This is a genomic window from Polyangium spumosum (assembly GCF_009649845.1).
Lineage (GTDB): Bacteria > Myxococcota_A > Polyangia > Polyangiales > Polyangiaceae > Polyangium > Polyangium spumosum.
Window position 1 is genome coordinate 69,114 of the sequence record NZ_WJIE01000005.1, and the last position, 26,383, is coordinate 95,496.

Annotated in this window: 28 protein-coding genes; 17 read left to right on the forward strand and 11 right to left on the reverse strand. The window is 70.2% G+C overall.

Features of this window, described 5'->3' with window-relative positions; translation table 11 throughout:
• Nucleotides 1-7: 7 nt before the first annotated feature.
• From GF068_RS17680 to hypE, 10 genes are read left to right on the forward strand one after another with little or no spacing between them, the layout of a single operon-like run.
• Nucleotides 8-475: a cyclic nucleotide-binding domain-containing protein gene (locus GF068_RS17680; protein ID WP_153820588.1), complete on the forward strand. Its 468-nt coding sequence runs from the start codon at nt 8-10 to the stop codon at nt 473-475.
• On the forward strand, nt 472-1,323 hold the full coding sequence (locus GF068_RS17685; protein WP_153820589.1) for an FAD/NAD(P)-binding protein: 852 nt from the start codon (nt 472-474) through the stop codon (nt 1,321-1,323). Before GF068_RS17680 ends, GF068_RS17685 begins: the two co-directional genes overlap by 4 nt.
• Nucleotide 1,324: 1 nt before the next feature.
• Nucleotides 1,325-2,134, forward strand: coding sequence for an NADH-quinone oxidoreductase subunit B family protein (locus GF068_RS17690; RefSeq protein ID WP_338046438.1), 810 nt, complete (start codon nt 1,325-1,327; stop codon nt 2,132-2,134).
• Nucleotides 2,127-3,416, forward strand: coding sequence for a Ni/Fe hydrogenase subunit alpha (locus GF068_RS17695; RefSeq protein ID WP_338046439.1), 1,290 nt, complete (start codon nt 2,127-2,129; stop codon nt 3,414-3,416). The genes GF068_RS17690 and GF068_RS17695 overlap by 8 nt, the downstream gene beginning before the upstream one ends.
• 1 nt (nt 3,417) lies before the next feature.
• Nucleotides 3,418-3,879 carry a hydrogenase maturation protease gene (locus GF068_RS17700; protein ID WP_153820590.1) on the forward strand — a complete coding sequence of 154 codons (462 nt, stop codon included), beginning with the start codon at nt 3,418-3,420 and terminating at the stop codon, nt 3,877-3,879.
• 6 nt (nt 3,880-3,885) lie between these two features.
• The gene (locus GF068_RS17705) at nt 3,886-4,227 is read left to right on the forward strand and encodes a hydrogenase maturation nickel metallochaperone HypA/HybF (protein WP_153820591.1); all 342 of its coding nucleotides are present in this window, start codon (nt 3,886-3,888) and stop codon (nt 4,225-4,227) included.
• A gap of 8 nt (nt 4,228-4,235) precedes the next feature.
• Nucleotides 4,236-6,530: a carbamoyltransferase HypF gene (hypF, locus tag GF068_RS17710; RefSeq protein WP_153820592.1), complete on the forward strand. Its 2,295-nt coding sequence runs from the start codon at nt 4,236-4,238 to the stop codon at nt 6,528-6,530.
• Entirely contained in the window at nt 6,530-6,790 is a 261-nt protein-coding gene (locus GF068_RS17715; protein WP_153821168.1) for a HypC/HybG/HupF family hydrogenase formation chaperone, read from the forward strand. Before hypF ends, GF068_RS17715 begins: the two co-directional genes overlap by 1 nt.
• Nucleotides 6,787-7,878, forward strand: a complete 1,092-nt coding sequence (hypD, locus tag GF068_RS17720) for a hydrogenase formation protein HypD (RefSeq protein ID WP_153820593.1) — start codon at nt 6,787-6,789, stop codon at nt 7,876-7,878. Before GF068_RS17715 ends, hypD begins: the two co-directional genes overlap by 4 nt.
• Nucleotides 7,875-8,936: a hydrogenase expression/formation protein HypE gene (hypE, locus tag GF068_RS17725; RefSeq protein WP_153820594.1), complete on the forward strand. Its 1,062-nt coding sequence runs from the start codon at nt 7,875-7,877 to the stop codon at nt 8,934-8,936. The genes hypD and hypE overlap by 4 nt, the downstream gene beginning before the upstream one ends.
• 3 nt (nt 8,937-8,939) lie before the next feature.
• Here the strand turns inward: hypE and GF068_RS17730 are convergent, their stop codons facing one another.
• The 4 genes from GF068_RS17730 to GF068_RS17745 form a co-directional block, all read right to left on the reverse strand.
• Complete coding sequence (locus GF068_RS17730; RefSeq protein ID WP_153820595.1) at nt 8,940-9,581, reverse strand: glutathione S-transferase family protein; 642 nt, start codon at nt 9,579-9,581, stop codon at nt 8,940-8,942.
• A 141-nt stretch (nt 9,582-9,722) separates the two neighbouring features.
• Nucleotides 9,723-10,403 carry an HAD family hydrolase gene (locus GF068_RS17735; protein ID WP_170319545.1) on the reverse strand — a complete coding sequence of 227 codons (681 nt, stop codon included), beginning with the start codon at nt 10,401-10,403 and terminating at the stop codon, nt 9,723-9,725.
• Between the two features lie 32 nt (nt 10,404-10,435).
• The gene (locus tag GF068_RS17740) at nt 10,436-10,693 is read right to left on the reverse strand and encodes a hypothetical protein (RefSeq protein WP_153820597.1); all 258 of its coding nucleotides are present in this window, start codon (nt 10,691-10,693) and stop codon (nt 10,436-10,438) included.
• A 5-nt stretch (nt 10,694-10,698) separates the two neighbouring features.
• A complete protein-coding gene (locus GF068_RS17745; protein WP_153820598.1) occupies nt 10,699-11,655 on the reverse strand; it encodes a penicillin-insensitive murein endopeptidase in 957 nt (318 codons plus the stop codon).
• A 72-nt stretch (nt 11,656-11,727) separates the two neighbouring features.
• Between GF068_RS17745 and GF068_RS17750 the strand changes: the two genes are divergently transcribed.
• Nucleotides 11,728-12,591 (forward strand): crotonase/enoyl-CoA hydratase family protein, encoded by an 864-nt coding sequence (locus GF068_RS17750; RefSeq protein ID WP_153820599.1) that lies wholly within the window; start codon nt 11,728-11,730, stop codon nt 12,589-12,591.
• Between the two features lie 6 nt (nt 12,592-12,597).
• On the opposite strand, the gene GF068_RS17755 is transcribed toward GF068_RS17750, so the two are convergent.
• On the reverse strand, nt 12,598-13,059 hold the full coding sequence (locus GF068_RS17755) for an SRPBCC family protein (protein WP_153820600.1): 462 nt from the start codon (nt 13,057-13,059) through the stop codon (nt 12,598-12,600).
• 6 nt (nt 13,060-13,065) lie between these two features.
• Complete coding sequence (locus GF068_RS17760; protein WP_338046440.1) at nt 13,066-13,413, reverse strand: ArsR/SmtB family transcription factor; 348 nt, start codon at nt 13,411-13,413, stop codon at nt 13,066-13,068.
• A 180-nt stretch (nt 13,414-13,593) separates the two neighbouring features.
• Here GF068_RS17760 and GF068_RS17765 point away from each other — a divergent pair, with 180 nt between their 5' ends.
• The 5 genes from GF068_RS17765 (at nt 13,594) to GF068_RS17785 (ending at nt 19,607) form a co-directional block, all read left to right on the forward strand.
• Nucleotides 13,594-14,025, forward strand: coding sequence for a YciI family protein (locus GF068_RS17765; RefSeq protein WP_153820601.1), 432 nt, complete (start codon nt 13,594-13,596; stop codon nt 14,023-14,025).
• A 57-nt stretch (nt 14,026-14,082) separates the two neighbouring features.
• A complete protein-coding gene (locus GF068_RS17770) occupies nt 14,083-14,511 on the forward strand; it encodes a YciI family protein (RefSeq protein ID WP_153820602.1) in 429 nt (142 codons plus the stop codon).
• A 48-nt stretch (nt 14,512-14,559) separates the two neighbouring features.
• Nucleotides 14,560-15,840 carry an RNA polymerase sigma factor gene (locus GF068_RS17775; protein ID WP_338046441.1) on the forward strand — a complete coding sequence of 427 codons (1,281 nt, stop codon included), beginning with the start codon at nt 14,560-14,562 and terminating at the stop codon, nt 15,838-15,840.
• A 61-nt stretch (nt 15,841-15,901) separates the two neighbouring features.
• The gene (locus tag GF068_RS17780; protein WP_153820603.1) at nt 15,902-18,808 is read left to right on the forward strand and encodes a hypothetical protein; all 2,907 of its coding nucleotides are present in this window, start codon (nt 15,902-15,904) and stop codon (nt 18,806-18,808) included.
• A gap of 127 nt (nt 18,809-18,935) precedes the next feature.
• The gene (locus tag GF068_RS17785; RefSeq protein WP_153820604.1) at nt 18,936-19,607 is read left to right on the forward strand and encodes a hypothetical protein; all 672 of its coding nucleotides are present in this window, start codon (nt 18,936-18,938) and stop codon (nt 19,605-19,607) included.
• Between the two features lie 162 nt (nt 19,608-19,769).
• Here the strand turns inward: GF068_RS17785 and GF068_RS17790 are convergent, their stop codons facing one another.
• From GF068_RS17790 to GF068_RS17805, 4 genes are all read right to left on the reverse strand, one after another.
• Nucleotides 19,770-20,885, reverse strand: coding sequence for a transposase (locus tag GF068_RS17790; protein WP_153820605.1), 1,116 nt, complete (start codon nt 20,883-20,885; stop codon nt 19,770-19,772).
• A gap of 422 nt (nt 20,886-21,307) precedes the next feature.
• On the reverse strand, nt 21,308-21,784 hold the full coding sequence (locus GF068_RS17795; RefSeq protein ID WP_153820606.1) for a hypothetical protein: 477 nt from the start codon (nt 21,782-21,784) through the stop codon (nt 21,308-21,310).
• Between the two features lie 225 nt (nt 21,785-22,009).
• Nucleotides 22,010-22,267, reverse strand: coding sequence for a hypothetical protein (locus tag GF068_RS17800; protein ID WP_153820607.1), 258 nt, complete (start codon nt 22,265-22,267; stop codon nt 22,010-22,012).
• Nucleotides 22,264-22,623 (reverse strand): hypothetical protein, encoded by a 360-nt coding sequence (locus tag GF068_RS17805; protein WP_153820608.1) that lies wholly within the window; start codon nt 22,621-22,623, stop codon nt 22,264-22,266. The genes GF068_RS17800 and GF068_RS17805 overlap by 4 nt, the downstream gene beginning before the upstream one ends.
• Before the next feature lie 516 nt (nt 22,624-23,139).
• Here GF068_RS17805 and GF068_RS17810 point away from each other — a divergent pair.
• Complete coding sequence (locus GF068_RS17810) at nt 23,140-24,144, forward strand: M23 family metallopeptidase (protein WP_153820609.1); 1,005 nt, start codon at nt 23,140-23,142, stop codon at nt 24,142-24,144.
• Nucleotides 24,145-24,147: 3 nt separating this feature from the next.
• Here GF068_RS17810 and GF068_RS17815 read toward each other — a convergent pair whose 3' ends face one another.
• Nucleotides 24,148-26,229 (reverse strand): serine/threonine-protein kinase, encoded by a 2,082-nt coding sequence (locus GF068_RS17815; RefSeq protein ID WP_153820610.1) that lies wholly within the window; start codon nt 26,227-26,229, stop codon nt 24,148-24,150.
• Between the last annotated feature and the right edge of the window lie 154 nt (nt 26,230-26,383).

Genomic DNA, 26,383 nt, shown 5'->3' on the forward strand with positions numbered 1-26,383 from the left:
GAGGAGCATGGAAACCGAATCCCTCGCCCGATCGCTCGCAGAGCAACCCCTCGTCGCCGGCATGCTCGACGCGCATGTCGAATTCCTGAGCGGCTGCGCGCAGAACGTCCGCCTCTCCGCGGGCAAGTTCCTCTTCCGCGAGGGCCAGCGCGCCGACAACCTCTACCTCATCCGGTCCGGGAAGATCGCGCTCGAGAGCCATGACGGCGGCCGCGGGACGCTCGTGGTCGAGACCGTGGGCGCGGGCGACGCGCTCGGCTGGTCGACGCTTTTTCCTCCTTATCGATGGGGCCTCGACGCCCGCGTGGTCGAGCCTGCGCTCGTCTTCGCGATCGACGGCACTTGCCTCCGGAGCAAGCTCGACGCCGACCACAGCTTCGGTTACGCCTTCACCCGCCGCCTCCTGAACGAGGTCCACAGCCGCCTCCAGCGCGCGCGCCTGCAGACCCTCGACGTCTATCGGGCCGCGCCATGACCGCCTCGCTTTCGCTCATGAAGCGCCCCGATCCGATGCTCCCCGAGCCGATGCGCATCACGCGCGTGAAGCGGGAGACGCCCGGGGTCTTCACGTTCGATTTCGATGTCTCGGCCCGCGGCGGTTTCTCCTTTTTGCCCGGGCAATTCAACATGCTGTATCCGTTCGGGGCCGGCGAATCGGCGATCTCGATCAGCGGCGACCCCGCCGAGCCCGAGCGGCTGGTCCATACGATCCGCGCCGTGGGCGCGGTGACGCGGGTCCTCGAGCGCCTCGGCCGCGGGGACGTGGTGGGCGTGCGGGGCCCGTTCGGCCGCGCCTGGCCGATGCACGAGGCCGCGGGGAAGGACCTCGTGGTCATCGCCGGCGGCATTGGCCTCGCACCGCTGCGCCCCGTCGTCTACCACGCCCTCCGCCACCGCGCCTCGTTTGGCCGGGTCGTCCTGCTCTACGGCACACGCACCCCCGACGATCTGCTCTACCGCAAGGAAATCGAGCGCTGGCGCGGCAAGTTCGACATGGAGGTCGAGGTCACGGTCGACGCGGCCGGCAAGGATTGGCGAGGCAATACGGGCGTCGTCACCAAGCTCATCGGCCGCGCCGCGTTTGATCCGGCGAACGCCGTCGCGATGCTCTGCGGCCCCGAGATCATGATGCGGTTTTGCGCTCGCGAGCTCGAGCGGCTCGGGGTCCCGCTCGCCGACGTCTGGGTGACCATGGAGCGCAACATGCGTTGCGGCGCCGGCCTCTGCGGCCATTGCCAGTTCGGCCCCACCTTCGTGTGCAAGGACGGGCCCGTGTATCGCTACCCCGAGGTCGAGCGCCTGCTCTCGGTGAGGGAGGTGTAGCGTGAAGAGGAAGCAGAAGCCGAAGCTCGCCGTCTTCAAGTTCGCCTCCTGCGACGGATGCCAGCTCAGCCTGCTCGATTGCGAGGACGAGCTCTTGCTCCTCGCCGACGCGGTTCGTATCGCGAATTTCGCCGAGGCCTCGCGCGCCGTGCTCCGGGGCCCGTACGACATCACCCTCGTCGAGGGATCCATCACCACGGCCCACGACGCCGAGCGGATCCGCGAGATCCGCGCGCGGTCGCGTTTCCTCATGACGATCGGCGCCTGCGCCACGGCCGGCGGCGTCCAGGCGTTGCGCAATTATCGCGACGTGAAGGAGTTCACGCGGATCGTCTACGCGAGGCCCGATTACATCGACACGCTCGCGACCTCAACGCCCATCGCGGACCACGTGAAGGTCGATTTCGAGCTCCGCGGCTGCCCGATCGACAAGCGCCAGCTCCTCGAGGTCCTCGCGGCGCTGCTCGCCGGCCGGGGGCCGAAGGTCGCGAGCCACTCGGTGTGCGTGCAATGCAAGCTGCGCGGGAACGTGTGTGTGATGGTCGCGCACGGCACGCCGTGCCTCGGCCCGGTCACGCACGCGGGCTGCGGCGCGCTCTGCCCGACGTACCACCGCGGCTGTTATGGTTGTTTCGGGCCGGCCGAGACCACGAATACGAAGGGGATCGAGGGCGCGCTGCTCGCCGCCGGCGCGAGCCACGAGGACATCGCGCGGGCGTACGCCACGTTCAACGCGGCGGCCCCTCCGTTCCGGAAGGCGCAGGAGGAGCAGCTCGTGCAGATCCGGCTGAAGGAGGGGCCCCGTGGCTAGGACGATCAAGGTCGATTACCTCGCGCGCGTCGAGGGCGAGGGCGCGCTGACGATCCGGTTCAAGGGCGACAAACCCTCCGCGGTCGAGCTCCGCATCTTCGAGCCGCCGCGGTTCTTCGAGGCCTTCCTGCGCGGCAGGGCGCACCTCGAGGTCCCCGACATCGTCGCGCGGATCTGCGGGATCTGCCCTGTCGCCTACCAGATGAGCGCCTGCCACGCGATCGAGGACGCGCTCGGGATCCATCCGGGCGGCGCGATCCGCGCGCTGCGGCGCCTGCTTTATTGCGGCGAGTGGATCGAGAGCCACGGGCTGCACGTCTTCATGCTGCACGCCCCCGATTTCCTGGGGTACGAGGACGCGATCGCGATGGCGAAGAACCACCGCGAATGGGTCGCGCGTGGCCTCGGCATCAAGAAGGCGGGCAACGCGATCGTGACGGCCCTCGGCGGCCGGGAGATCCACCCGATCAACGTGAAGATCGGCGGGTTTTACCGCGCGCCGACGGTCGCCGAGCTCGCGGCGCTCCTGCCCGACCTCTCGCGCGCCCTCGAAGACGCCGAGATGTGCCTCGAATGGATGGCGAAATTCGACTTCCCCGCATTCGAGCGTGATTACGAGTACGTCGCGCTGCGCCACCCGGACGAGTACCCGTTCTCCGAGGGACGCATCGTGTCGAGCAAGGGAATCGACATCGACGCGCGCGACTACGAGGCGCACTTCGCCGAGGAGCACGTGCCGCACTCGACCGCGCTGCACGCGGTCGTGCTCGGCCGCGGCGATTACCAGTGTGGCCCCCTCGCCCGCTTCAACCTGAATTTCGATCACCTCGGCGAGCGGGCTCGCGCCGCCGCGGAGCGGATCCATTTCGTGCCGCCCTGCAACAACCCGTACAAGAGCTTGCTCGCGCGCGGGGTCGAGCTCATCCAGGCCCTCGACGAGGCGATCCGCATCATCGAATCGTACACGCCGCCCGAGGCCCCCGCGATCACGGCGGCGCCGCGCCGGGCCACGGGGTATGGTTGTACGGAGGCGCCGCGCGGCATGCTCTGGCACAAATACACGATGGACGAGGCCGGGCTCGTCGAGGACGCCCGCATCGTGCCGCCCACCTCGCAAAATCAGAAATGCATCGAGCGGGACCTCTGGCAGCTCGCCCCGGCGCTCGCCGCGATGCCCCACGCGGCGGCCACGCGGCGCGCCGAGCAGGCCGTGCGGAATTTCGATCCGTGTATCTCCTGCTCGACCCATTTTTTGCGGCTCTCCATCGAACGGGAGGATTGACGTGGTCGTCCGCGTCATCGGTATCGGTCAGCGCGCGGCCGGCGACGACGGCCTCGGCCCGGCCGTGGTCGACGCGCTCCGGAGCGAGGGCGCCCTCGAGGGCGTCGACCTCTGCGAGGTGAACGAGCCCTCGGCGCTCCTGCCGCTCCTCTCAGGCGCGCGGCGCGTCATCCTCGTGGACGCGGCGCTCGGCGGCGGCGAGCCCGGCGCCGTGCACGTGCTCGCCCCGGAGGCGCTCCTGGGCGGGGAAATCGCGCCCATCTCGACGCATGGTATCTCTGTCGGACAGGCCCTCGGGCTCGCGCGCGCGCTCGAACCGGAGGTGGTTTGTCAGGACATTCAAATCGTCGCCGTCTCCGTCGAGCGACCGGCCTGCCTCGCGTATGGCCTGTCGCCCGAGGCGCTCGCCGCCGTCCCGCGCGCGGCCCGGGCGGTGCGAGACCTCGTCGCGGGGGTGAGGTAGACGAAGATGCACGAATCGTCGCTGGGCAAGGAGGTCCTCCGTCTGGTGCTCGCGCGCGCCGACGAGGAGGGGGCCGCGCGCGTGTGCGCCGTCCGCGGCTGGATCGCCGAGACGGAGCGCCTCGCGCCGGAGGCGATCGCGTTCCATTTCGAGGCCCACGCCCGCGGCACCAAGGCCGAGGGCGCGCGGCTCGACCTCGCGCTCCGCTGGGTCGAGGCCGAATGCAAAACTTGCCGGAGCCATTACCGGCCCGAGCACCACCTGCTCCTCTGCCCGGCGTGCGGCTCGACCGAGGGCACGGTCCTCGGCGAGACGGGCCTCGCCGTCGAGGCCATCGAGGTCGAGTAGAGGGCGAAATGGCGCGCGTGTCCTTGCACGTGGAAGGGGTCGTCCAGGGCGTGGGCTTCCGGCCCTTCGTGTATGGCAAGGCGCACGCGCTGGGTTTGTCCGGCTGGGTCAAGAATGGGCGCGGCGGCGTGGAGATCGAGGCCGAGGGTTCGCCCGAGGAGATCGAGGCGTTCGTCCGGGCGATCGAGGTCGACCTGCCGAGGCCGGGCGCCGTGACCCGGATCGAGCGCCGCGAGATCGACGCGCCCCCGAACGCGAATGACGGGAAAAAAATTCCCGGCTTTCGGATCCTGCCGAGCGACGAGGGCGCGCGTCCGGCGCCGCTCTTGCCGGCCGATCTCGCCACCTGCGCCGATTGTTTGGCCGAGACCTTGGCCCCGCAGGGCCGGCGCAGCGGGTATCCCTTCACCACGTGCGCCCGCTGCGGGCCTCGTTATTCGATCATCACCTCCCTGCCCTACGATCGCGACCGCACCTCCATGCGGTCCTTTCCGCTCTGCGAGGATTGCCGCCGCGAATACGAGGACCCGCGTGATCGCCGCTTCCACGCCGAGACGATCGCCTGCCCGCGCTGCGGCCCGCGCCTCTCCTTGCTGTCGCCCGCGGGGCGCGCGATCGAGGAGGGCGAGCGAGCGCTCGAAGCGGCCGCCTCGGCCCTCCGCGAAGGCCATATCATCGCGCTACGCGGCGTGGGCGGATTCCAGCTCCTCGTGGACGCGACGAACCCGGGCGCGGTCGAGGCGCTCCGAGAGCGCAAACGACGCGACGAAAAGCCGTTCGCCGTGCTCTTCGCCGACGTGCGCGCCGCCTCGGCGGCCGCCGTGCTCTCCGAGGAGGAAATACGCGCCCTTTCGGGACCGGAGGCGCCCATCGTGCTCGCGCGCCGCCGCGATTCGACGCCCCTCGCGCCCGAGGTCGCGCCGAAGAGCCCGCTCGTCGGCGCCATGCTGCCGGCCTCCCCGCTGCATCGATTGCTCGCCGAGGCCGCGGGCCGCCCGCTCGTCTGCACGAGCGGCAATCTCTCCGGGGAGCCGCTCGCCGTGGACGTGCCCGAGGCCCTCGCGCGCCTCGCGGGGATCGCCGACGTATTCCTCGTCCACGACCGACCCATCACGCGGGCCGTCGACGACGCCGTGGTGCGCGCGGGGCCGGATGGCATCGGGGTGCTCCGGCGCGCGCGCGGCTTCGCGCCGCTCTCCGTGGCACATTGGCCCGCGGACGAACCCATTCTCGGCCTGGGCGCGCACCTCAAGAGCACGATCACGATCGCCGTGGGCGGCGAGCTCGTCACGAGCCAGCACCTCGGCGACCTCGACGGGCCCGCCGCCGTGGACCTGCTCGAACGCACGGCGCGCGACATGGTGCGTTTTTTCGATATTCGCCCCGCCGCCCTCGCCTGCGACCTGCACCCCGATTACGCGTCGAGCCGCCTCGCGGAGCGGCTCGCGGAGGAATGGGGCGCAAAGCTCGTCCGCGTGCAGCACCACCATGCGCACGTCGCCGCCGTGATGGCCGAGCACGGCCTCGAAGGCGAAGTGCTCGGCCTCGCCTGGGATGGCACGGGCCTCGGGACGGACGGGTTCTCGTGGGGCGGCGAGGCGATCGTCGCGAGCGCCGCCCATTTCCGCCGCGTCGCGCACCTCGCGCCCTTCCGGCTCCCCGGCGGCGATCGAGCCTCGCGCGAGCCACGCCGGAGCGCGCTCGGCCTGCTCCACGCCACGCTCGGCCCGGAGGCGCTCGCCCGGGCGCGCGGGCTCGGGGAGGAGCGGGCGCTCTCCGCGCTGCTCGCCGCCATGAACCAGGGTTTTTCCGCGCCCATTTCGACCAGCGTGGGCAGGCTCTTCGACGCGGTCGCGGCGCTCGTCGGCCTGCGGGAGACGTGCTCGTTCGAGGGCCAGGCGGCCATGGAGCTCGAATGGTTTGCCTCGACGCACCCCGAACCGCGCCCTCTGCCTTATCCCCTCCCCCTCTCGGACGGCGCGCCCGCCGTCGCGGATACGGCGCCGCTCGTGCGCGCCTTGCTCGCCGATCGGGACGCCGGCCGGCCCGTCGCCGAGATGGCCGCGCAGTTCCACGCGAGCCTCGTCGAGCTCGGGCTGCGTATCGCCGAGCGGGTGAACCTCCCGCGTGTCGTGCTCGCGGGTGGCTGCTTTCAGAATGATCTGCTCACCCGCGCGCTCACCTCGCGCCTGCGCGCGGCGGGGTTCGACGTGCGCCTCGGGGCGCGCGTCCCCACGAACGACGGCGGCATTTCGGTGGGCCAGGCGGCGATCGCCGCGCGTGTATGTACAGGAGGCCGGTGATGTGTCTCGGGGTGCCCGGGAGGATCCTCGACGTGCGGGAGGGTGACCTCCGTCATGGTCACGTCGCGTTCGGCGGCGTGGTGCGGGACGTGTGCCTCGAATACGTGCCCGAGGCGCGCGAGGGAGATTGGGTGATCGTGCACGTGGGGTTCGCCATTTCGCGCATCGACGAGGCCGAGGCGGCCCGCGTCTTCTCCTACCTGGAGGAGATCGGCGACCTCGGCGAGCTCGGGCGTCCGCCGGACGGAGGGGACCGATGAAATACGTGGACGAATACCGCGACGCCGACCTCTGCCGCCGGTACGCCGCGGCCATCGCCGCGAAGGTGACGCGGCCGTGGCGGATCATGGAGGTCTGCGGCGGCCAGACGCATTCGATCGTGCGTTACGGGATCGACGCGCTCCTCCCGCCCGGGCTCGAGCTCCTGCACGGACCGGGCTGCCCGGTCTGCGTGACGCCGCTCGAGATGATCGACCGCGCGATCACGATCGCGGCGAAGCCGGGCGTGATCTTCTGCTCGTTCGGCGACATGCTCCGCGTGCCGGGGACACGCACGGACCTCTTCGGCGCGAAGAGCGAGGGCGCCGACGTGCGTATCGTGTATTCTCCGCTCGACGCGCTCTCGATGGCCACGAAAAACCCGGACCGCGAGGTCGTGTTCTTCGGCGTCGGCTTCGAGACCACGGCGCCCGCGAATGCCATGGCGGTCCGCGAGGCGCGGCGACTCGGGGTCCCCAATTTCTCGATGCTCGTCTCGCACGTGCTCGTGCCCCCGGCGCTCGGGGCGATCCTCTCCTCGCCGGATTGCCGCGTGCATGGCTTCCTCGCGGCGGGCCACGTGTGCACCGTGATGGGCATGGACGAATACCACCCGATCGCCGCCCGCTCCCGCGTGCCCATCGTCGTCACGGGGTTCGAGCCGGCGGACATCCTGCAAGGCATTCACATGTGCGTGGCGCAGCTCGAAGAAGGCCGCGCGGAGGTGGAGAACCAGTACGCGCGCTCGGCGCGCCCCGAGGGCAATCGAGAGGCTCTGCGCGTCGTCGAGGAGGTGTTCGAGGTGGTGCCGCGGAAATGGCGCGGGATCGGATCGATCCCCGCGAGTGGCCTCGGGCTCCGGGCCGCGTATGCGGCGCACGACGCGGAGCGGCGCTTCGACGTGGGGGCCCTCTCGGCCGAGGAGCCGGCCGAATGCATCAGCGGCCTCGTGCTGCAAGGGATCAAAAAACCCTCGGCTTGCCCCGCGTTCGGGACGCGTTGCACGCCCGAGACGCCGCTCGGCGCGCCGATGGTCTCCACCGAGGGCGCCTGCGCGGCCTACTATCGTTATCGGAGGGCAGGCTCTTGAGCGGGCGCGGCTTCGATCTCGCCTGCCCCGCGCCGCTCCGGCACAGGACCGTGCAGCTCGCGCACGGCGGCGGCGGCCGTTTGTCGCGCGACCTCGTCGAGCAGGTCTTCATGCCCGCGTTCGGCGGCGCCGCGCTCTCCTCGCGGCACGACGGCGCCGTCGTCGAGGTCCCCGCGGGGCGCATCGCGATGACCACGGACGGCTACGTGGTAAAGCCGCTGTTTTTCCCGGGCGGAGACATCGGCAAGCTCGCCGTTTGTGGCACGATCAACGACCTCGCCATGACCGGCGCCGCGCCGCGCTGGCTCGCGGTCGCCTTCGTGCTCGAGGAGGGTTTGCCCATGGAGGACCTCGTCCGCGTGGTCCATTCGATGCGCGACGTGGCCCGCGCCTCGGGGGTCGAGATCGTCACGGGTGATACGAAGGTCGTCGATCGCGGCAAGGGCGACGGGATGTTCATCACGACGACCGGCGTGGGCGTCGTGCCCGCGGGAATCGTGATCGAGCCCCGCCGGGTGCGTCCGGGCGACGCCGTCCTCGTGAGCGGCGACCTCGGGCGGCATGGCATGGCCGTGCTCTCGATGCGCGAGGGGCTCACGCTCACGGGCGCGCTCGAGAGTGATTGCGCGCCGCTCGACGGGCTCGTGTCCGCGCTCCTCGCCGCGGGCGTCGTACCCCATTGCCTCCGTGACCCCACGCGGGGTGGCCTCGCCGCGGCGCTCGGCGAGATCGCCATGGATGGGGGCGTGGACATCGAAATCGACGAATCCGCGGTGCCCGTGAGCGAGGCCGTCGCGGGCGCGTGTGAGCTCTTCGGGCTCGATCCGCTCTACGTCGCCTGCGAGGGCCGGCTCGTCGCCATCGTGCCGGCGGAGCAGGCGACGCGGGCCCTCGAGGTGATGCGGGCGCATGCGGCGGCGCCCGCGCCGGCGCGTATCGGCGAGGTCCTCGGACCTCCCGATGCCTCCCGGCGCGGCCGCGTCACGCTCCGGAGCCGCGTCGGCACGAGCCGATTGCTCGACATCCCCGCGGGCGAGCAGCTCCCGAGGATTTGCTGAGCGTCACCCCTTCCAGTGCGGAGGGATCGTCTTCGCGTAATACGGCAATGCCTCCACGCGCTTCATCCACGCGGCGAGGCGCGCGGGCCACGCGGCGCCGAGCCCGTGCGCGGGCATGCGGTCGTCGACGCGGCCGATGGCGCGCACGTGCGGGTAGACCGCGAAATCGGCGAGCGAGAGCGCGCCGCAGAGCCAATCCCCCGAGAGCCGCGCGTCCCAGCGCGCGAGCTCCTCGACGACCGCCGCGCGGGCCTCGGCGATCTTGGTCTCGTCGCGCTCCTCGGGTTTGCGGTAGAGCGTCTCCTGGAACAGGCGCCTCTGCACCGGGGCGATGTAGCCGTCGGCCTCGGCGGCCAGCATTCGCACCTGCGCGCGCGCCGCGATGTCACGCGGGAGGAGCGCGGGATCGGGGAATCGCTCCTCGAGGTACTCGACGATCGCGTTCGACTCGGCGATGGCGACGCCGTCGTGGACGAGGACGGGCACCTTTCCGCGCGGGTTCACCGCGAGAAACTCGGGCGTCTGCGTCTCCCCGCGGTCGAAGGAGAGCATCTTCCACTCGTAATCGAGCTTCTTGTGCTCGAGGGCGAACCACACCTTCCAGGCGTACGGCGAGCCGGAGCCGTAATAAAACGTGAGCGACATCGAGAATGAGCCTCCTTCAGCCAGACGCGGCCGGGGCGGCAGTAAAACCACTCGCCGCGGCCGGGTCAACCGTCGCCGAACCTCGCAGCAACGTTTCGCCCGTGTGGTTTACTACAAATTCCCGCCTCGCGCCGGGCCACCCTATGCCGCGCGCAGCTTGGCTCCGATCGTGATCGCGTGGTCGAGATCGTCGGCGAGCTCCTCGGCGGTCGGGTAAATCGCCGCCGCGCCCGCCTGCTCCAGCAATCCTCGCTCGATCCCGCCCGTGAGCACGCACAAGCAAGGCAGGCCGAGCTGGGTCGCGGCGACGATGTCGTAGACCGTATCGCCCACGACGAACGCGGCGCTCGGCCGCCCGAGCGCTTCGAGCGCCACCGCGAAGATATCGGGCGCGGGCTTCGTCGTGCTGACGTCCTCTTGCGTGATGATCGCGTCGACCTCCTGTTTTGCCGGGCCGAGCTTGGCGAGGAGCCGATCGAGCTCCTCGCGCCGCGCCGAGCTCGCCAGCGCGATACGCGCCCCTCGATCCCGCAGCGCCCCGAGGAGCCGCGCCGCGCCCGGCAGCGCGCGCGCGTGTTCGAGGAGGTTCGTCTCGACGTACTCCTCCGCGTGATAAGCCCGCGCCTGCTCGGCGAGGGCCTCGTCCACCTCGCCCAGGATCGCCGGCACCAGCCGATCTCCGCCCATTCCGATCGCGTGCACGATCCGGTTCACCTCGATCTGGCTCCCGAGCCGCTCGAACGCGCGCCGCCAGGCGAGCACGTGCAGGAGGTTCGTGTCGAGCAGCGTCCCGTCCACGTCGATGAGTGCCGCAATGTTCATCCTCTCCTCCACGCGCCGATCGCCTCGCCTTTTCAACCTCGCCCGCCCCGACCGCGTGAATGCTCGCGATCGAAGGGCACGCCGTGCCGCCATTGCTCGGCCGGCACGCGGACCTCGTTCTCGCGATCACTGACCACGCCCGTCGCCGGCATGTCGCCCTCGTGCCCGGTCCGTTGCACGTGCTCTTGCGCCAGACGCTCGCTCTCGATGGTCTCGAGGTCCTGCCGAACGGCCTGCTCGACGGCCCCTTCGCCCTTCGGCTCGCTCGGTCCCTGATTCTGGCCTGCCATGGGGATCACCTCCTGTGAGGTGATCTCCTCGGACCGCCCCGCGGCCGCAGCAAGCGCAGCGAGGGCAAAACACCCGCAAGACGCTGCCCGAGCGCCACCGCCGCCGGGTCCTTGAACCGGACGTGGAAATGCGTCCGGTGTCCCCAGGCATGTCGAACGAGGGTGTCTCGCTTCGTGGGGCTCGGAAAAACCTCCTCCGAGGGCCGCTCCTCTTCGGGCAACGTGGCGATGTACGCCTGGAGCAGCCGCTGCACCGAGACGTCGATGAAGATCATCTCGACATTGCCGCCCTCGATCAGCGCCCGGACGAGCGCCCAGGTGCGCGCCGCATCGAAATTGTGGGCCGTGGCGGCCTGGTACCAGATCGCCTGCGTGTTGTAATAATAACCGATATCGGCGTCGAGGCCGGATTGGTGGCTGCGGTGGGGCTTGAGCCACCCGCCGCGCTCGCGGGCGATGTCACCCACGTACAGCCTGGGCGTGCCCGGGAAGCAGCGGCGCACCTCCCGCACGGCGCGCTCGATCGAGCGAATGACGCGCTCCGTGCCCCAGCCGTATCCCCCGGCGCGCAAGATCCCCTCGGATTCCTGGAGCTCCACGCCGCCGAAGAGCGAGCCTCGCGTGGGCGAGCCCAGCGACGCCGAGCCCAGCGCCTCGGGTCGTTCCTTGGCGAGGCGAGCGAGCTCCGCGGCCGGCGGTGGCTCGACCTCGCGCACCTCGATCGCGGGCTCGGGCGCGCAACGCGCAGGCGCGGGCGGCGCCTCCGGCGGGGGCGCGTCCGCGACGGCGGCGCTCGCGGGCGCGGCGGGGATCGCCGTCACGACCTCTGCGACGAGGCCGCTCCGCAGCGTGGAGACCCGAGGGATCGGCTCGCGCGCGCGCTGCAGGGCCACGCCGGCGATCGACGCCGCCGCGACGATCGCGGCGACGGATCCCAGGACACGCGGGGGCACGGACCTCACGCGCTCATTCTACGCCGAAGCGCGGAGTCGCGGGCGAACCATGTTCGTCGCTCCCGTGCTAGAGGTCCGATCATGTCGTACAAAACCCTCCTCTACCGCACCGAGGGCCGTATCGCGCGCATCACGCTGAACCGCCCCGATCGGCGCAACGCGATTACCGACGAAATGCCGGGCGAGATCCGCGCGGCCGTCGATCGGGCGAACGACGACGATGGCGTGCACGTGATCGTCCTCGACGGCGCGGGCGCTTCCTTCTGCGCCGGCTACGACCTCACGCTCTTCGCCGAGGGCGAGGGCGCGACGATCGGCATCCAGGAGATGCCCTGGGATCCTCTGCTCGATTATCGGCACATGAAGCGCTTCACGGACGACTTCATGAGCCTGTGGCGGAGCTACAAGCCCACGATCTGCAAGGTGCACGGGCACGCCGTGGCCGGCGGGAGCGACATCGCGCTCTGTTGTGACCTCGTGGTGATGGCCGAGGACGCCTCGATCGGATATCCGCCGGCCCGCGTCTGGGGCTGCCCGACCACCATGATGTGGGTCTATCGGCTCGGCGTCGAGCGCGCCAAACGGATGCTGCTCACCGGGGATCTCGTCACGGGCCTCGAGGCCAAGGCCATGGGGCTCGTGCTCGACGCGGTGCCGGCGGAGGCGCTCGAGGCGCGTGTCCTCGCGCTCGCCGAGCGCATGAGCGGCGCGCCGAAGAACCAGCTCATGATGCAGAAGCTCGTGATCAACCAGGCCTACGAGAACATGGGCCTCGCGAGCACGCAGATGCTCGCCACCCTCTTCGACGGCATCACCCGGCATTCGCCCGAGGGGATGTGGTTCAAGAAGCTGAGCGAGGAGCGAGGCTGGAAGGCCGCGGTCGCGTGGCGCGACAGCGGGCGGCCGATCCCCTCGATCAAGGATCCCGGCGAGGGCGAAGGTTAGAGGCCTTCAAGCGGCGGCCGCCTCGCGCGCGAGACCCTCGCCGAGTTTGTCGAGGCCGATCTTCGTCCCGTGCTCGCGCTGGGCCGGATCGTCGTGTCCATCCAGGAAAGCGCCCTGCTCCGTGAAGACGAAGCGCGTCCCTTTGCCCTCGGCGCGGAGCTCGATCGTCACCAGCGAGACCGAGATCCGCGCCTCGTCGCGGTGCATGTCGTACGTGTAGACGATCCGCTGGTCCGGCACGATGTCCTGAAACCGCGTCTCGTTCGTGTAGACGGGGCCGCCTTTCGGGCCGCCCCGGTACGTCTCGTGGCCTCCGACGCGGAAATCGAGCTCGTGCGTGCCCCCCTCGTGGCAGCCGAACCACTTCCGCTTCTCCTCGGCCGTGGCGAAGGCCTTGAAAACACGCGCCGGTGAGGCCTGATAAAAACGCTCGATGACAAAGGTGGTGTGCTTGACGGATCGTTCCATGAGGATTCATTCCTTCGATTCGGGTTCGTCGGGGTGCTCGGCGAGGTAATCGCCGAGCCGGTCGAAGCAACGCTCCCAGGCCGCTCGCCGCTCGGCGATCCATCGCTCGGCCGTCCGCAGCGCCGCGGGCTCGAGCCGGCACGTCCGCACCCGCCCGGCCTTCTCCGAACGGACGAGGCCGCTCGTCTCCAGCACTTGCAGGTGCTGCATCACCGCCGGCAGCGACATGGAAAGCGGCTCGGCGAGCTCACTCACCGAGGCCGGCCCGCGGCTCAGCCGCTCGATCATGACCCGCCGGTTCGGGTCCGCGAGCGCCTGAAACATACGGTCGAGCGACGTGGCTTGGTTAAGCACGTGCCTAAGTATCGCGGCCGGCCTGGGTTGTCAAGAAACAGTTTGGCAAACACTGAAGTGTCCTGCCCGACAGACAAAAAAACTTGGGGGGCGTGTCGATCGGGCCGGCGCCCGTTCGTCGTGACGATGAAGCCAAGTCGGGGAGCCCAGCCCGGCAGAGCCGAGAGTAAGGAGACGACGATGCGATTCATGATTTGCGCCGCCCCGGACCCGAACGCCCCGAAGACCGAGGGAGCTCCGCCGAGCGAGGAGCTCATCGCCCGTTACATGAAATTCAACGAGGACATGACGAAGGCCGGCGTGCTCGTGACGGCCGAGGGCGTGAACCCGGGCCGTGAGGGCGCGCGGGTCGGCGTCAAGGGCGGCAAGCGGGTCGTGCTCGACGGGCCGTTCGTCGAGACGAAGGAGCTCGTCGGTGGGTTTTACCTGATCGACGTGAACAGCCGCGAGGAGGCCATCGAATGGGCCCTGCGCTGCCCCACGGGGATCGGACACGACGACATCCTCACCATTTTGCCGATGACGGACGCGGACGACCTCCCGCCCGAGATGATGGCCATCATCGAGAAGGTCGCGCCGACGTGGGTTCAATCGTTCTCGAAAAAAAAGTAGAAGGGCGCGTCGATTTCAGGGCCCCTCGTTCGACGTGAGGATGAAGGAGAGACGACGATGAAGTTCATGATTCTGGTCAAGGCGACGAAGGACAGCGAGGCCGGCGTGCTGCCCAGCGAGGAGATGCTCGCCGCGATGGGCAAGTACAACGAGGAGCTCGTCAAGGCCGGCGTGATGGTCGCGGGCGAGGGGTTGCACCCGAGCTCGAAGGGCGCGCGCGTCCGGTTCTCCGGGAAGGACCGGACCGTGATCGACGGCCCGTTCGCCGAGACGAAGGAGCTCGTCGCGGGCTTCTGGATGTGGCAGGTGCGCTCGAAGGAAGAGGCGATCGAGTGGGTCAAGCGGATGCCGAACCCCATGCTCGAGGAGAGCGAGGTCGAGATCCGGCAGGTGTTCGACACGGAGGACTTCGCGCCGAGTGATCCCACGGGCGAGCTGCGCGCGGCGGAGGAGCGGCTCCGGGCCCAGGTCGAAGGGAAGAAGTAACGAGACAAACCCTTGCGCGGGCGGTGGAAGATGCTCTGATCCGCCCTCGTGACGGCCTCCGCTACCCACCGCGCGATCGACGCGGTCTTCCGGATCGAGTCGGCCAAGCTCATCGCCGGGCTCGCGCGGATCGTGCGTGACGTCGGCCTCGCGGAGGAGCTCGCGCAGGACGCGCTCGTCACCGCGCTGGAGCGGTGGCCCGAGGCGGGCATCCCGGAGAACCCGGGCGCCTGGCTCATGGCCACCGCGAAACACCGCGCGATCGATCACGTCCGCCGCAGCAAGCGGATCGAGCGCAAGCACGAGGAGCTCGGGCACACGATCGAGGCCGCGCAGCCGTCGATCGCGCCCGATCTCGAGGCCGCGATCGACGAGGACGTGGGCGACGACCTCCTGCGGCTCGTGTTCACGGCCTGTCACCCGGTGCTCTCGACCGAGGCGCGTGTCGCGCTCACGCTCCGCTTGCTCGGCGGGCTCTCGACCGAGGAGATCGCGCGCGCCTTCCTGGTCCCGGAGCCGACCGTGGCCCAGCGGATCGTCCGCGCCAAACGCACGCTCGCCGAGGCGCGCGTGCCCTTCGAGGTCCCGCGCGGCGAGGAGCTCGCCGTCCGGCTGTCGTCGGTGCTGCAGGTGATCTACCTCGTCTTCAACGAGGGGTACTCGGCGACCGCCGGCGACGACTGGATGCGGCCCGCGCTCTGCGAGGACGCGCTGCGCCTCGGCCGCATCCTGGCCGAGCTCCTGCCGAAGGAGCCCGAGGTCCACGGCCTCGTCGCGCTCATGGAGATCCAGGCGTCACGGGCGCGCGCGCGGGTCGGCCCGTCGGGAGAGCCGATCCTCTTGCTCGAGCAGAACCGCGGGCTCTGGGACCAGCTCCTCATCCGCAGGGGCCTCGCGGCGCTCGCGCGGGCCGAGGCGCTCGGGGGCGCGTGGGGCCCGTACGCGCTGCAAGCCGCGATCGCCGCCTGCCACGCGCGGGCGCGCGCCGCCGAGGAGACGGACTGGCCACGTATCGCGGCGCTCTACCTGGCGCTCGTCGAGGTCACGCCGTCCCCCGTCGTGGAGCTGAACCGCGCCGTCGCGTTTGGCATGGCGTTTGGCCCCGCCGCGGCCCTCCCGCTCGTCGACGCGCTGCTCGCGGAGCCCTCGCTCGCGCAGTATCACCTCCTGCCGAGCGTACGCGGCGACCTGCTCGCGAAGCTCGGCCGAATGGACGAGGCGCGCGTGGAGCTCGAGCGCGCCGCTTCGCTCACGCGGAACACACGCGAGCGTGCCATCCTGCTCGAGCGCGCCGCCGCCTGCGCCCGCGCCTCGTCTCGCGCGGATTGACCTTCGAGAGACGCCGGGAGGACACGCACGCGGCGCGACGGCGTACCCTGTCCTGGAAATCATGCCCTCCGCCGCCGACGGCTCGCCCGTATCCCTGCCCCTCCGCTATCGCCTCCCGAATCCCCCGCCCCTCTTCGTCGGACGCGCCGAGGAGGCCGAGCGCCTCCGGGCCATGATCCTCCGCGCCCCCGTCTCCGTCGTCTGGGGCCTCGGCGGGCTCGGCAAGACCGCACTCGTCCTCCACACCCTGCACCACGCCTTCCCGGAGCAGGCCTCGCGCACCCTCTTCATCGGCTTGCGCCCCGCCGAGCCGCCCGGCGTCGTCCAGGTGGAGATCATGCGCGCCATCGCCGCCGCCTCCGGGCTCGCCAGGGTCGACTGGTCCGGCCTGCTCGACGACCCCGACGCCCTGCTCGCCACCCTCCTCGATCGCACCGAGGCCCGCGCCGACTGGGTCGTCCTCGACGACCTCCACCACGCCGACGCGCGCGGCAGCCGCGACGTCCTCGCCGCCCTCACCCGCTACGCGCGCAAGACCCGCTGGATCGTCACGAGCCGCGTCGACCCCACGCTCCCGGAGCTCGCCGACCAGACCCTCTTCCTCGGCGGCATGAGCCACGCCGACCTCTACCAGCTCGCCGCGCGTTGCGCCCAGGAGCACGCGCCCGTCGAGCTCCGCCAGGCCACCGACGCCGCCGCCGGTTCGCCCTGGCGCCTGCGCCAGCTCCTCGCCGGCGGCGCCCCGCGCAGCGCCGAGGGGGACCTCCTCCACGCCGCCCCGCCCGAGGCCGTCCCGCTCCTCGAAGCCCTCGCCGTCCTCGACCTGCCCCTCTCGCCCACCTCCCTCGGCGCCATCGTCCCCCTGCCCCCGCCCGACGTCCTCGACGCCCTCGAGCGGCGCGGCATCGTCGAGCGATCCTCGGGCGGCATGCGGCTGCACGACGTCGCCAGGCCACTCTTCCAGGACCGCGAAGGCCTGCGCCTGCGCAAGAGCCACGCGGCGAGCGCCCTCGCCCACGTCGACGATCCGCTCGCCACCCTCGAAGCGCTCCGCCTCTTGCTTGGCCTCGGGCGGTACGACGAGGCCGTCGCCTTGCTCGAGGCCCGCTGCGAGCTCGTCCTCGCCGCCGGGCTCGCCCCTCGATTGTCCCGGCTCATCGAGCCGCTCGAAGGTCCACGCTTCGCCCGCTTCCGGCTCCGATGCGCCGTGGAGCTCGGCGACCCCGCCGCCCTCGACGCCGCGACCCTGCCCGATCCACCCACCCTGAAAGACCGCTTCCTCTGGGCGCTGTCCCGCTTCGTCCGCGGCCACATCGCCGAGACCGCGCCCGTGGCCGCCGAGGTCCGGCGCGCCGCCGCGGACGGGCCCGCCGCCGCCTCGCTCGCGTTCGCCGCCGGTATCCTCGAAGCTGGCTGCCTCGGCGAGCAGGGCCGCGCCGACGAGGCCCTCGCCGTCATCGAGTCCCTCGCGCCCGACACCCCCCACGCCGCCGCCTTGCGCGAGGTGCACCGCGCCCGCTGGCGCATGCACGTCGGAGCGATCGTCGAGGCGATGGACGTGCTCGAGCGCCTCCTCGCCTTGCACCTCGATCCGGACACGGCCACGGCGCGTGAGGTGCGCGACGAGCTCGTCGTCACCTTCTGCTTCATCGGCCGCATCCGCCGGCTCACGCAGGCCCTCGCCGCCCTCTCGCTCGCCGCGCCCACGGGCCACGCCGCCCTCTTCGGCTCCCGCCGAGGCCTGCTCACCGAGGCCATGCTCGCCGTCCACGAAGGTCGCCTCGGCGACGCCCGGGCGCTCGTCGATGCCGTGGTACCGCTCACCGGACAAACCTCCTACCTGCGCTCCTTCGTCCACGCCCTCGACGTGGAGTGCAGGCTCATGGTCGGCGAGCTCGACGGCCTCGAAGCCCTCCTCCACGCCGTCCACGCCGAGGCCGCCCGCGCGGGCCACGCGCTCAACCAGTGTTTCGCGCTCGTCACCGCGTACCGGCTCGCCATCCTCCGCGGCAGAGCTTCGACCTCGCTCGCCGCCGGACCGCCCATCGTCACCCCCTTCTGGGCCTCGCTCCACGCGCTGATCGCGCGGTATCACGCTGTCCTGCACGGCCTACCGCCGCCTGCGCCGCCTCCGCTCGCCGACCCGAGCATCTTCGGCCGCGTCGTCGCCGCGCTCTTTCGCTCCGCCGAGGCCACCCTCGCCGGGGACCTCGTGGCGGCGCGCGTGCACGCCCTCGCCGCGCTCTCGGCCGCTCGCGAGCATGGGCACGTCCCGGGCGAGCTCGACGCCCTCCGCGCGCTCGCGGACGTCTTGCTGCTCGCCGACGACGACGGCCTCGCCTCCACCGCCGTGCAGCTTCGTGAGCGCGCCGAGGCCGCGGGGTCTCGGCGCTTCTCCGCCGAGGCCGAATGGTTTTTGGCCACGCTCGGCCCCGCCCTGCACCCTGCCGCGCTCGAGCCCTTTTGTGCCCTCGTGGACGTGGCGCCCGTCGCTGCGCGCCGGGCCCGCGCCTTGCTCGGCGAGCCTGCCGAGCTCGACCTCGTCGACGGCGCCGTGGTCGACGCCCTCCGCCGCAGGTTGTCGAGCCCGGCGATCGTGCGCGTGGCGGAGCGCGCGCCCGAGTCGATCGGCGGCGCGGGCTGGGGGCTCGACCTCGGCGCGCGCAAGGCGTGGCTGCCGCGCGGCCGCGTCGTCGACCTCTCCACCCGGCCGATGCTCTGCCGCCTCCTGCTCGCGATCGCGGAGCGGGGCGGGCGCGCGACGAAAGAAGAGATCGTCCTCTTCGTCTGGTCTTCGCGTGACTACCACCCCATGCGCGACGACAAGCGCCTGCACGTCGCGGTCCGCAAGGTACGCCTCCTCGTGGAGGACGACCCCTCGCACCCGCGCCGCCTCGTCACCACGGAGGACGGTTATGCCTTCGGCGAGGCCGAGCCGTTTCGCCTGCTCGCCGCCGACGGAGGCTAGCCGCCCAACGTCCGGGTAAGCGCAAGTTACCCGAGGTAACCCCCACGCCCCGCGCCCCTGGTGGATAGTCCCTTCGTCGCCAACGAACGCCGCGTCCCCCGCGGGCAGGCAGGAAGAGGAGAGAACCATGAAGGCATTACGTGTCGTGCTCGCCATCGCTTCGCTCACGGCTCTCGCGGCTTGCGTCGTGACGCCCGTCGACGAGGGCTCGGTCGAAGGGCCGCTCGGCGAGGACGCGGCTGCCCTCAAGTTCCCGGGGGACCGGGACCTCACCTGGTCCGGCCCGGCGACGTACGGCGCTCTGTGGGCGAAGCAGTCCTTCACGCCCTACCCGGGCATCTACATGTACGACAATGGCCAGGGGGTCGACCATGGCGCCGTGTACCTCTCGCCCGGCACCGTGTGCAAGCTCGTGGGGTATCAGGAGGACGCGGAGCGTATCTACCTCGGGAGCGGCAATTGCAGCGGGCCTCGGGCGGGCCTCCAGGTCGCGCTGAGCTGCCTCAAGGGGGCGCCCATGGTCTGCAATGGCAGCCTGTCGACGGCGAACGGCGCGCAGTCGGGCATGTCGACGTCGATGGCGATGAAGGTCTGCGCGCCCGACGGCTGTTACGAGGGCCCGAAAGACCCGGGGCCTTCGGGACCGAAGGGCCCCGCGGATTGCCCCGAGGGCCAGAGCCCCTGCGGCGGCGACGGCTGCTGCGGCCCGGGCGAGCGCTGCGGCGACGGCCAGTGCTGGGTGCCCGAGGAGGGCGACGAGCTCATCGCGCAGCAGGAGATCGCGGCCGGCGGTCTCTGACAGTGTGAGCGGAAAAGTTCCGTCGTAAGTGGAATCGACGATACCTGAAGGTCTCGTGGGCACGACCTGAAGTCTCGTGGGCACGACCCGAAGGTCTCGTGGGCGGGTAGTGGCTGGATCCGGCCATGCGCCGAAAGTGGCGGGATATCCGCCCGGCCACTTTCACCGGGGCTCGTCGTCGGGGAAGAGGGAGAGCTGGCCCTTCGGGGGCGGCTTCGGTTGCCACGAGAAGAGGTCAAGCTGCCCGGTCGGATCGGCAACCGGCGCGACGGGGATCGCGACGGGCACGGGCGCGACCGGAGGGGGCTCGACATGAGGACGCGGCTCCGCTCCCTTGCTTCCCCCGACCAGGCGCAGGAACCCACGCCCGCCGGGCAGCTCGCGCGCCGGACCTTCCGGCTCCCGATGGCGCAGCGCTTCCTTGGCCGGCGGGTCGCACGGCTTGGCCGTCATGAGCGCGTCCAGAAGCTCCTCCATCTCCCACAGATGATCGGTCACGTGCGCGGCCATTCCCGGCGTCGTGCGGAGCGTGCTCACGATATGGCACATGTTGTAATGCACGTAGGCCAACGAGACGGCGGCGCGGTGATTCTCGGGGCGCTTGCTGAAGGCGTACGAGAGGCGCCGCATGCGTCCGATATGGTGGCGCATCGTGCCGTTCTGGCGCTCCATGTAGGCGGTGCTCGCCGTTTCGAGATCGGGCGCGCCGAAGATCGCCCGCTTCGTGACGAAGTGCGCCTCGCGCGCGGGCTCGTACCGGTGGTCATCGTCGCGGCGCCCCTTGCGGCTGTAGTTCTTGACGGTCTGCGCATAGTCGACGCCGGGCCCGAAGGACGCGCCCACGGCGGCGATGTACGGGGCGAAGCCGTCGGACACGATCGAGGGCATGACGCAGAGGCGCGCGCGGACGTCCTCCATGAACGCCCGCGCGCTCTCTTCGTTCCGCTTGCCGACGTGCCAGCCGATGACGAAGCGGCTCGTGGCCGACATGGCGACGAAGGTGTACGCCTCGCCGACGTAGGGCGGGTCCTCGGGCGTGACGCGCTTCTGCTTCTTCCCGACGTAGCTCCAAATCTCGTCGACCTGGATCAGCGACGCCGCGAGGTGCCGCGCGAGGCCGTTGTGGAGGTGCACCGCGCCGGTGCCGAACTGCAAGGACAGGCGCCCGACCGTCTCCCGATCGACGCCCGCGATCCGGGCCGTAGCGCGCTCGCTGTTCCCGTCCACGAGCGCGGAGAGGACACGCAGGCGCTTCGATCCATCCAAGGACGCTCCCATGGCTTCCTCGCCCCGGCGACGGTCTATCGGGCGCCCCGTCGCACCCTCTCCGCGTCGCCGTTGACTCGTAGAAGGTACCACGAAACGCGCGGAAAACGCGGAGAAACACACGACAGATCGGACACGGAATGTCCTAGCGCGGGGATGTGGTGATGGGACGCCTAGACCACCTCTACGGCGTGCCATACAGTCTTATGACTCAGGATGAGTTCGCAGATTTCGCTGTGCGTGTGACGTGCACCATGTGCTCGTCGTTAGACGTGCACATCGATCGCACAAGATTGGCGCCACAGGTCGTACGGGTCGACGAAGACGATCTTGATGTTGTAATCGCCAGAAACAACCTAGGCGACGTAATCGTGAGGCAATATCGAAACCGAAGGCCATTCGGTGGCTATGCGCCGCCTAACTATCACGCTAGGCTATGTGCGTAGCGAGCGCCCATATTCGATAGCAGCCGCTATGGATGCTTTTATTGCACCACGAAAGCTGTCGGAAGCAATGGAGCTTGCGTCGTAGGTGTCTCGCAATGCCACCGGACTCGCTGTCGTCAAGTCACGAGACCATTGCGTGACTACGTATAGCTTGCTGTTGTATGGATCCTCAATGACGTACACGTGATGCGTAGTCCATACTGGCGTAACAGCAACAGGAGACGAAACCTCTCTATACGTCCTGAACTTTATGGAGAGCATTGCTTCTCCAAGGTGGTAGCGGAATGACTTTACAGTCTGTCCAATTTGTGTGCCATAGCGAGTATTTATTGTTGCCTCGTGATCGATGCCAGACGCCTCTCCGAGGGCCTCCTGTGCAGCTTCAAAGATCGTTGTTTCTCGCTCACGAACAGCAGCGGCAAACTCTTGGTTCAGCTCCACTAACTCCAATTTCACGTCACTCATACTCGGCCTCGTGAGTGAGCGCGCGACGCGCGACGGCGCCTTGACGGTGTGCCGTCCGCCTGCTATGTGAGCCTCCATCCGTGGCTGGATGTTGGGCGAGCATGGCAGGCGAAAGCCTCGCGGCTCGCCCTTCTCTTTGGCAGACCCGACGAGCCCGGGATGGGCGCGCCGGCCAGACGGCGAACCGCCCAGCGCGGGCATGGATGGTCGGTTACAGGCGTGGCGTCAAGAGGCAGGAGAGGTGACGGGCGCAGCGGCGTCGATCCGGGCTTCCAGCTCGCGGATGCCGCGGAGGATCTCCCGACGCAGGAAGGCGCGTGCGTGGACGCGCCTGCTCGGTTCTGCGGTCGCATCTTCGGCGAGGGTCCGGAGGCTCGCGACGACGGGGCGCAACGCGCCCGCGTAGGCGGCCAGCGCGGCCGGGTCGGTGGTCTCGACGGGCGCCCGGAGGCGCTCGCGTTCCCTGACACGGGAGCGCTTCATGCCGCCCTCCCGATGACGGGCGTGGTCACGACGAGCTTGCCGCCGAGAAGGACCTCGACCGCGACGCCCGCGGCGGCGGCGATGCGGATCGCGAGCGTGCCCGTGGGGGAACTCTTCGGGTTCGCGGCGCGGCGGAGCGTGCTCGCCGGGATCCCGGTCATCGCGGAGATCGCGCGGAAGCTTCCGAACGCGCGGCGGAGCTTGCGGACGGCGACGCGCACGTGGCGTGCCTCGTCCTCGGAGAGCATGAGCGCGCCCGACTTGCGGCGGCTCGGCGTCTCGGTTTCGGGTACGTCGGGCGGGCAGGGCGGATCGTTCTCTTGGCCGTATGAGCCGGGCCATGACAGATCGTGCATGGGCGTGACCTCGTGTGTGCGAAGTTGCGTCAAGTCGCCCCGGTGGTGTGGATAGCGCCATCGGGGCGGCGTCTTGCACAAGCGTAGATCGAGACGCGCTCGCCGGATCGTCATCCAGCCACTTTCACGGATATCCGGCCACTACCCGTGGGCGTGACTTCCGGTCGCCCGGGCACGCCTCGACGGCCCCTCGACACGACCTCGGGTCGCCCGGTCACGCCCCGCGCCTCGTCTCGACGTGACCTCGGGTCGCCCGGGCACGCCACGCGCCTCACCTCGACACGACTTCGCGTCACGTGCGCCCGCCTCGAAGGCCCCTCGACGTGACCTCGGGTCGCCCGGGCACGCCCCGCGCCTCGCCTCGACGCCAGGAAAGGTCGCCTGGGCACGCGTCGAAGACCCCTCGAGGCGACCAGAGGTCGCCTGGGCACGCCCCGCGCCTCGTCAACCCTCGGCGCCATGCGGGGGTCGTGCTCTCGTCTTCTGCGAACCCCGAAGCTCTGGCACGATGGGCCCATGCGCGTGCCCGTTCTGATCGCCTTGGCTCTCGCCGTCACGGCTTGCGAGGTTCGTGGGCCTTCGGGGTCCACCGCGGATTCCACAGCGTCGCCCGCTGGCTCGGCCGCGCCGGCCGCCTCGGCCGAGCCCGCCGCCGCTGCCGCGCCCGCGTCGAGCGCGAGCGCGGCTCCCTCCGCGGCCCCGGCGGCCGCGAGCGCCGAACCGCCGGACGCCGGGTCGCCGGACGCCGCCCCGGTCGCCGATCCGAGCCGCCTCACGATCGAGGGGCGCGCCGTGCAGGGCGGGCTCCTCCGCGCGAAGCTCGACGGCAAGCTGAAGAAGATGAACTTCCCCGGGCACCGGGCCATCGTCAGCGACGAGGGCGAGTTCTTGATCGTATTCGGCCGCAACGCCCCGAAGCAGGAGAAGATCACGATCACGTTCGACGACGGCCAGGTCCTCGAGCGCGTCTTCGACGTGGAGCAACGCACGTACGAGACCGACAAGATCGACAACCTGCCGAAGAACATGGTCGAGCTCGACATGCCCACGCGGGTCAAGCTCACGCAGGCCGAGCAGAAGCTCGACGTGGTCCGCAAGAAGTACACGAAAAAGAGCTGCTTCAAGGAGGCCTTCGTCTGGCCCTCGAAGGGCAAGGTCACCTCGCGTTATGGGCAGCCGCGCGTGCTCAACGGCACGGACGGCGGGATCCACTGGGGCGTCGATATCGCGGTGCCCACGGGGACGCCCGTGCGCGCGCCGGCCTGCGGCACGGTGGTGTTCGCCGAGAAAAACCTGCCGCTGAGCGGCGACACCCTCGTCATCGATCACGGCCAGGGTTTGACGTCGACCTTCATCCACCTGAGCGGCTTCTCCGCGAAGGTGGGCGACGAGGTCAAGCAGGGCCAGGTCGTCGCGCGGGTGGGGATGACCGGCCGCACGAACGGGCCCCACCTCGATTGGCGCATGAATTTCTTCGAAGTCCGGATCGACCCGGAGCTCCTGGTCGCCGGCGCGAAGTGATCGTCACCGCTTCGGGAAGCGCACCCGGAGGTCGTAGATGACCTTCTCCATGTTCGGGTTCTGCGGGAAACACGCGCGCCCGTGCGTCTCGAGCGCGAGGCGCGCGCGGAAGTCGCCGTCCTTCTGCGCGCGGTCGAGGAGCTTCAGCTTGTCGACGCACGAGGCATTCCGCAGGTCGAGCGCGATCCGCATCGCCGGCGAGGCCTTCTCGAGCCGCTTCTCGTCCTCGAGGAACTTGCCCGCCGCGACCGCGATCGGCGCCCTGCCCTGGCCCTCGACGAACGCATAAAGCATATCGAGGCCCACGCTGCCGAGGTCGTCGGCGAACAACTTCAAGAGCTCGCCGTCCGCGTTCTCCCGCGAGAGCTGGATGGCGAGGCCCTGCACGAGCTGCGAGAATTCGCGGTCCTTGAATGCGTCGGGCGCGCCTTTCCCGAGCTCCAGCACCACGCGGCTCGCGCCGCGCCAGTCCTGGTAGCGGAATGCATTCTTGAATTTCAGCTTCGCCGCCTCCACCTCTTCCTTCGACAGGGTGGCGGCCGGGACCGCGGCCGACGCCGGAGGCTCGGGCGCGGCCGACGCGGACGGCGCAGGGGCGACCGCCGCCGCCGACGGCGCCGGCTTGGCCACGGGCGCGGCCGAGGCTCTGGTCGTCGCCGTCGCCGTCGCCGTCGCCTGGGGCGCGACCGACGCCGTCGCATTTTTCCTCTGCTGCATCACGCGGGCCGCGTACGCCGCCCCGCAGCCGAGCGCCACGCCCACCACCACCGTGAGCACGGTCTTGGCCGACGATTTTTTCTTTTTTTGCGCCGGAGGCGCCGGGGCCTCGGTCAGCTCGACCGCTTCCATCGGCGCCGGCGGCTCCTCCGCGGCTTCGGGAGCGAGCGGCTGCGCCAATGGCAAGATGGGCTTCGGCGTCGGCTTCGACGACGGCCCGTTCACCCCTTCCGAGGGCAAGGTCACCGCGGGCGGCCTCTGCGACGACGTCGACGCGGGTGGCCTTTGTGATTGCACCGGAGGCCGCATCGAGGGGACCGACGTGCGCATGCTCGGCTCCCCCTCGTACGACTCGCTGAGCGGGGGCTCCTCCTCGCCCTCGGCGGGAGGCCCCATCTCGCGTAATGCCTCGTCGATCGCCGCCGCGACCTCGGCCCCCGTCTGATATCGGCTCGCCGGCTGCTTCTCGAGCAACTTGCGCGCGATCGCCTCGAGCTCCGGCGGCGCGGCGACGTCCGGATTGCGCTCGGCGAGGGGCGGAGGCGGCTGGAAGCGGTGCTGCATGAAGAGCTCGACCGGGTTCACCGCCGTGAAGGGGTGCTTGCCCGAGAGCATCTCGTAGAACATCAGGCCGAGCGCATAGAGGTCGCTGCGCGCGTCGACCGCGTCCATGCCCTCCGCGGCCTCCGGGGAGAGATACGCGATCGTGCCGAAGATGGTGCCGGCGATCGTGAGGTTGCCGTACTCCTCGTCGTCACCGTCGGAGATCGAGGCGCGCGAGTCGTGTTTGTCGCGCTCGCCCGCGGAGAGCTCGTTGACCTTCACCTTGGCGAGGCCGAGGTCGATGATCTTGACGACCTCCGCCGGGCCGTCGACGACCATGATGTTGCGAGGCTTGAGGTCACGATGGACGATGTCGAGGCGGTGGATCGCGTCGAGGGCCGAGGCGAGCTGCCGCGTGAGGCGCGCGGCGCGGCGCGGCGGGAGCGGGCCATCTTGCAGGATCTGATGGAGCGTCTTGCCCTTGACGTACTCGAGGACGAGGAAATAACTCCCGTCGGGCAGCTTTCCGAAATCGGTCGCGGTCGCGACGTTCGGGTGCTGGATGTGCGCGCCGGCGATCGCCTCCCGCTCGAAGCGCTTGACGAGCTCCGGGAGATTCTCCGTCTCCGGGTGGAGGATCTTGATCGCGATGCGTTTCTTCAGCAGCAGGTGCTCGCCGCGGTAGACCGCGCCCATGCCGCCCATCGCGATGAGCTCGCGGATGCGGTACCGGTCCGAGATCACCCGGTCGATCATGCCGCGCGCGCGCTCTTGCGCCGCCCGGTCCGCCTGCGCCGTGCCGCCTTGGGGTTGCTTGGATTCCATGTCGAGAGGCGAGCTCGATCTTGCGAGGAGCGAGCCTCCCAGATCGAGTTCGATCGTACCGTACCCCCTCGACGCGCGCGCGCCTAGAGGGAATGAAGTAGGGCCGCCGTCCCGGGCGATCCCGCCGCGCCGGCAGAGGCCTCCCGAGCGGCCA

Bases quoted from the DNA above. Each gene is read 5' to 3' on its own strand.
- GF068_RS17680 (WP_153820588.1), top strand. From the start codon at position 8: ATGGAAACCGAATCCCTCGCCCGATCGCTCGCAGAGCAACCCCTCGTC.
- GF068_RS17685 (WP_153820589.1), top strand. From the start codon at position 472: ATGACCGCCTCGCTTTCGCTCATGAAGCGCCCCGATCCGATGCTCCCC.
- GF068_RS17705 (WP_153820591.1), top strand. From the start codon at position 3,886: ATGCACGAATCGTCGCTGGGCAAGGAGGTCCTCCGTCTGGTGCTCGCG.
- hypF (WP_153820592.1), top strand. From the start codon at position 4,236: ATGGCGCGCGTGTCCTTGCACGTGGAAGGGGTCGTCCAGGGCGTGGGC.
- GF068_RS17715 (WP_153821168.1), top strand. From the start codon at position 6,530: ATGTGTCTCGGGGTGCCCGGGAGGATCCTCGACGTGCGGGAGGGTGAC.
- hypD (WP_153820593.1), top strand. From the start codon at position 6,787: ATGAAATACGTGGACGAATACCGCGACGCCGACCTCTGCCGCCGGTAC.
- GF068_RS17730 (WP_153820595.1), bottom strand. From the start codon at position 9,581: ATGTCGCTCACGTTTTATTACGGCTCCGGCTCGCCGTACGCCTGGAAG.
- GF068_RS17735 (WP_170319545.1), bottom strand. From the start codon at position 10,403: ATGAACATTGCGGCACTCATCGACGTGGACGGGACGCTGCTCGACACG.
- GF068_RS17740 (WP_153820597.1), bottom strand. From the start codon at position 10,693: ATGGCAGGCCAGAATCAGGGACCGAGCGAGCCGAAGGGCGAAGGGGCC.
- GF068_RS17750 (WP_153820599.1), top strand. From the start codon at position 11,728: ATGTCGTACAAAACCCTCCTCTACCGCACCGAGGGCCGTATCGCGCGC.
- GF068_RS17755 (WP_153820600.1), bottom strand. From the start codon at position 13,059: ATGGAACGATCCGTCAAGCACACCACCTTTGTCATCGAGCGTTTTTAT.
- GF068_RS17765 (WP_153820601.1), top strand. From the start codon at position 13,594: ATGCGATTCATGATTTGCGCCGCCCCGGACCCGAACGCCCCGAAGACC.
- GF068_RS17770 (WP_153820602.1), top strand. From the start codon at position 14,083: ATGAAGTTCATGATTCTGGTCAAGGCGACGAAGGACAGCGAGGCCGGC.
- GF068_RS17780 (WP_153820603.1), top strand. From the start codon at position 15,902: ATGCCCTCCGCCGCCGACGGCTCGCCCGTATCCCTGCCCCTCCGCTAT.
- GF068_RS17785 (WP_153820604.1), top strand. From the start codon at position 18,936: ATGAAGGCATTACGTGTCGTGCTCGCCATCGCTTCGCTCACGGCTCTC.
- GF068_RS17790 (WP_153820605.1), bottom strand. From the start codon at position 20,885: ATGGGAGCGTCCTTGGATGGATCGAAGCGCCTGCGTGTCCTCTCCGCG.
- GF068_RS17795 (WP_153820606.1), bottom strand. From the start codon at position 21,784: ATGAGTGACGTGAAATTGGAGTTAGTGGAGCTGAACCAAGAGTTTGCC.
- GF068_RS17800 (WP_153820607.1), bottom strand. From the start codon at position 22,267: ATGAAGCGCTCCCGTGTCAGGGAACGCGAGCGCCTCCGGGCGCCCGTC.
- GF068_RS17805 (WP_153820608.1), bottom strand. From the start codon at position 22,623: ATGCACGATCTGTCATGGCCCGGCTCATACGGCCAAGAGAACGATCCG.
- GF068_RS17810 (WP_153820609.1), top strand. From the start codon at position 23,140: ATGCGCGTGCCCGTTCTGATCGCCTTGGCTCTCGCCGTCACGGCTTGC.
- GF068_RS17815 (WP_153820610.1), bottom strand. From the start codon at position 26,229: ATGGAATCCAAGCAACCCCAAGGCGGCACGGCGCAGGCGGACCGGGCG.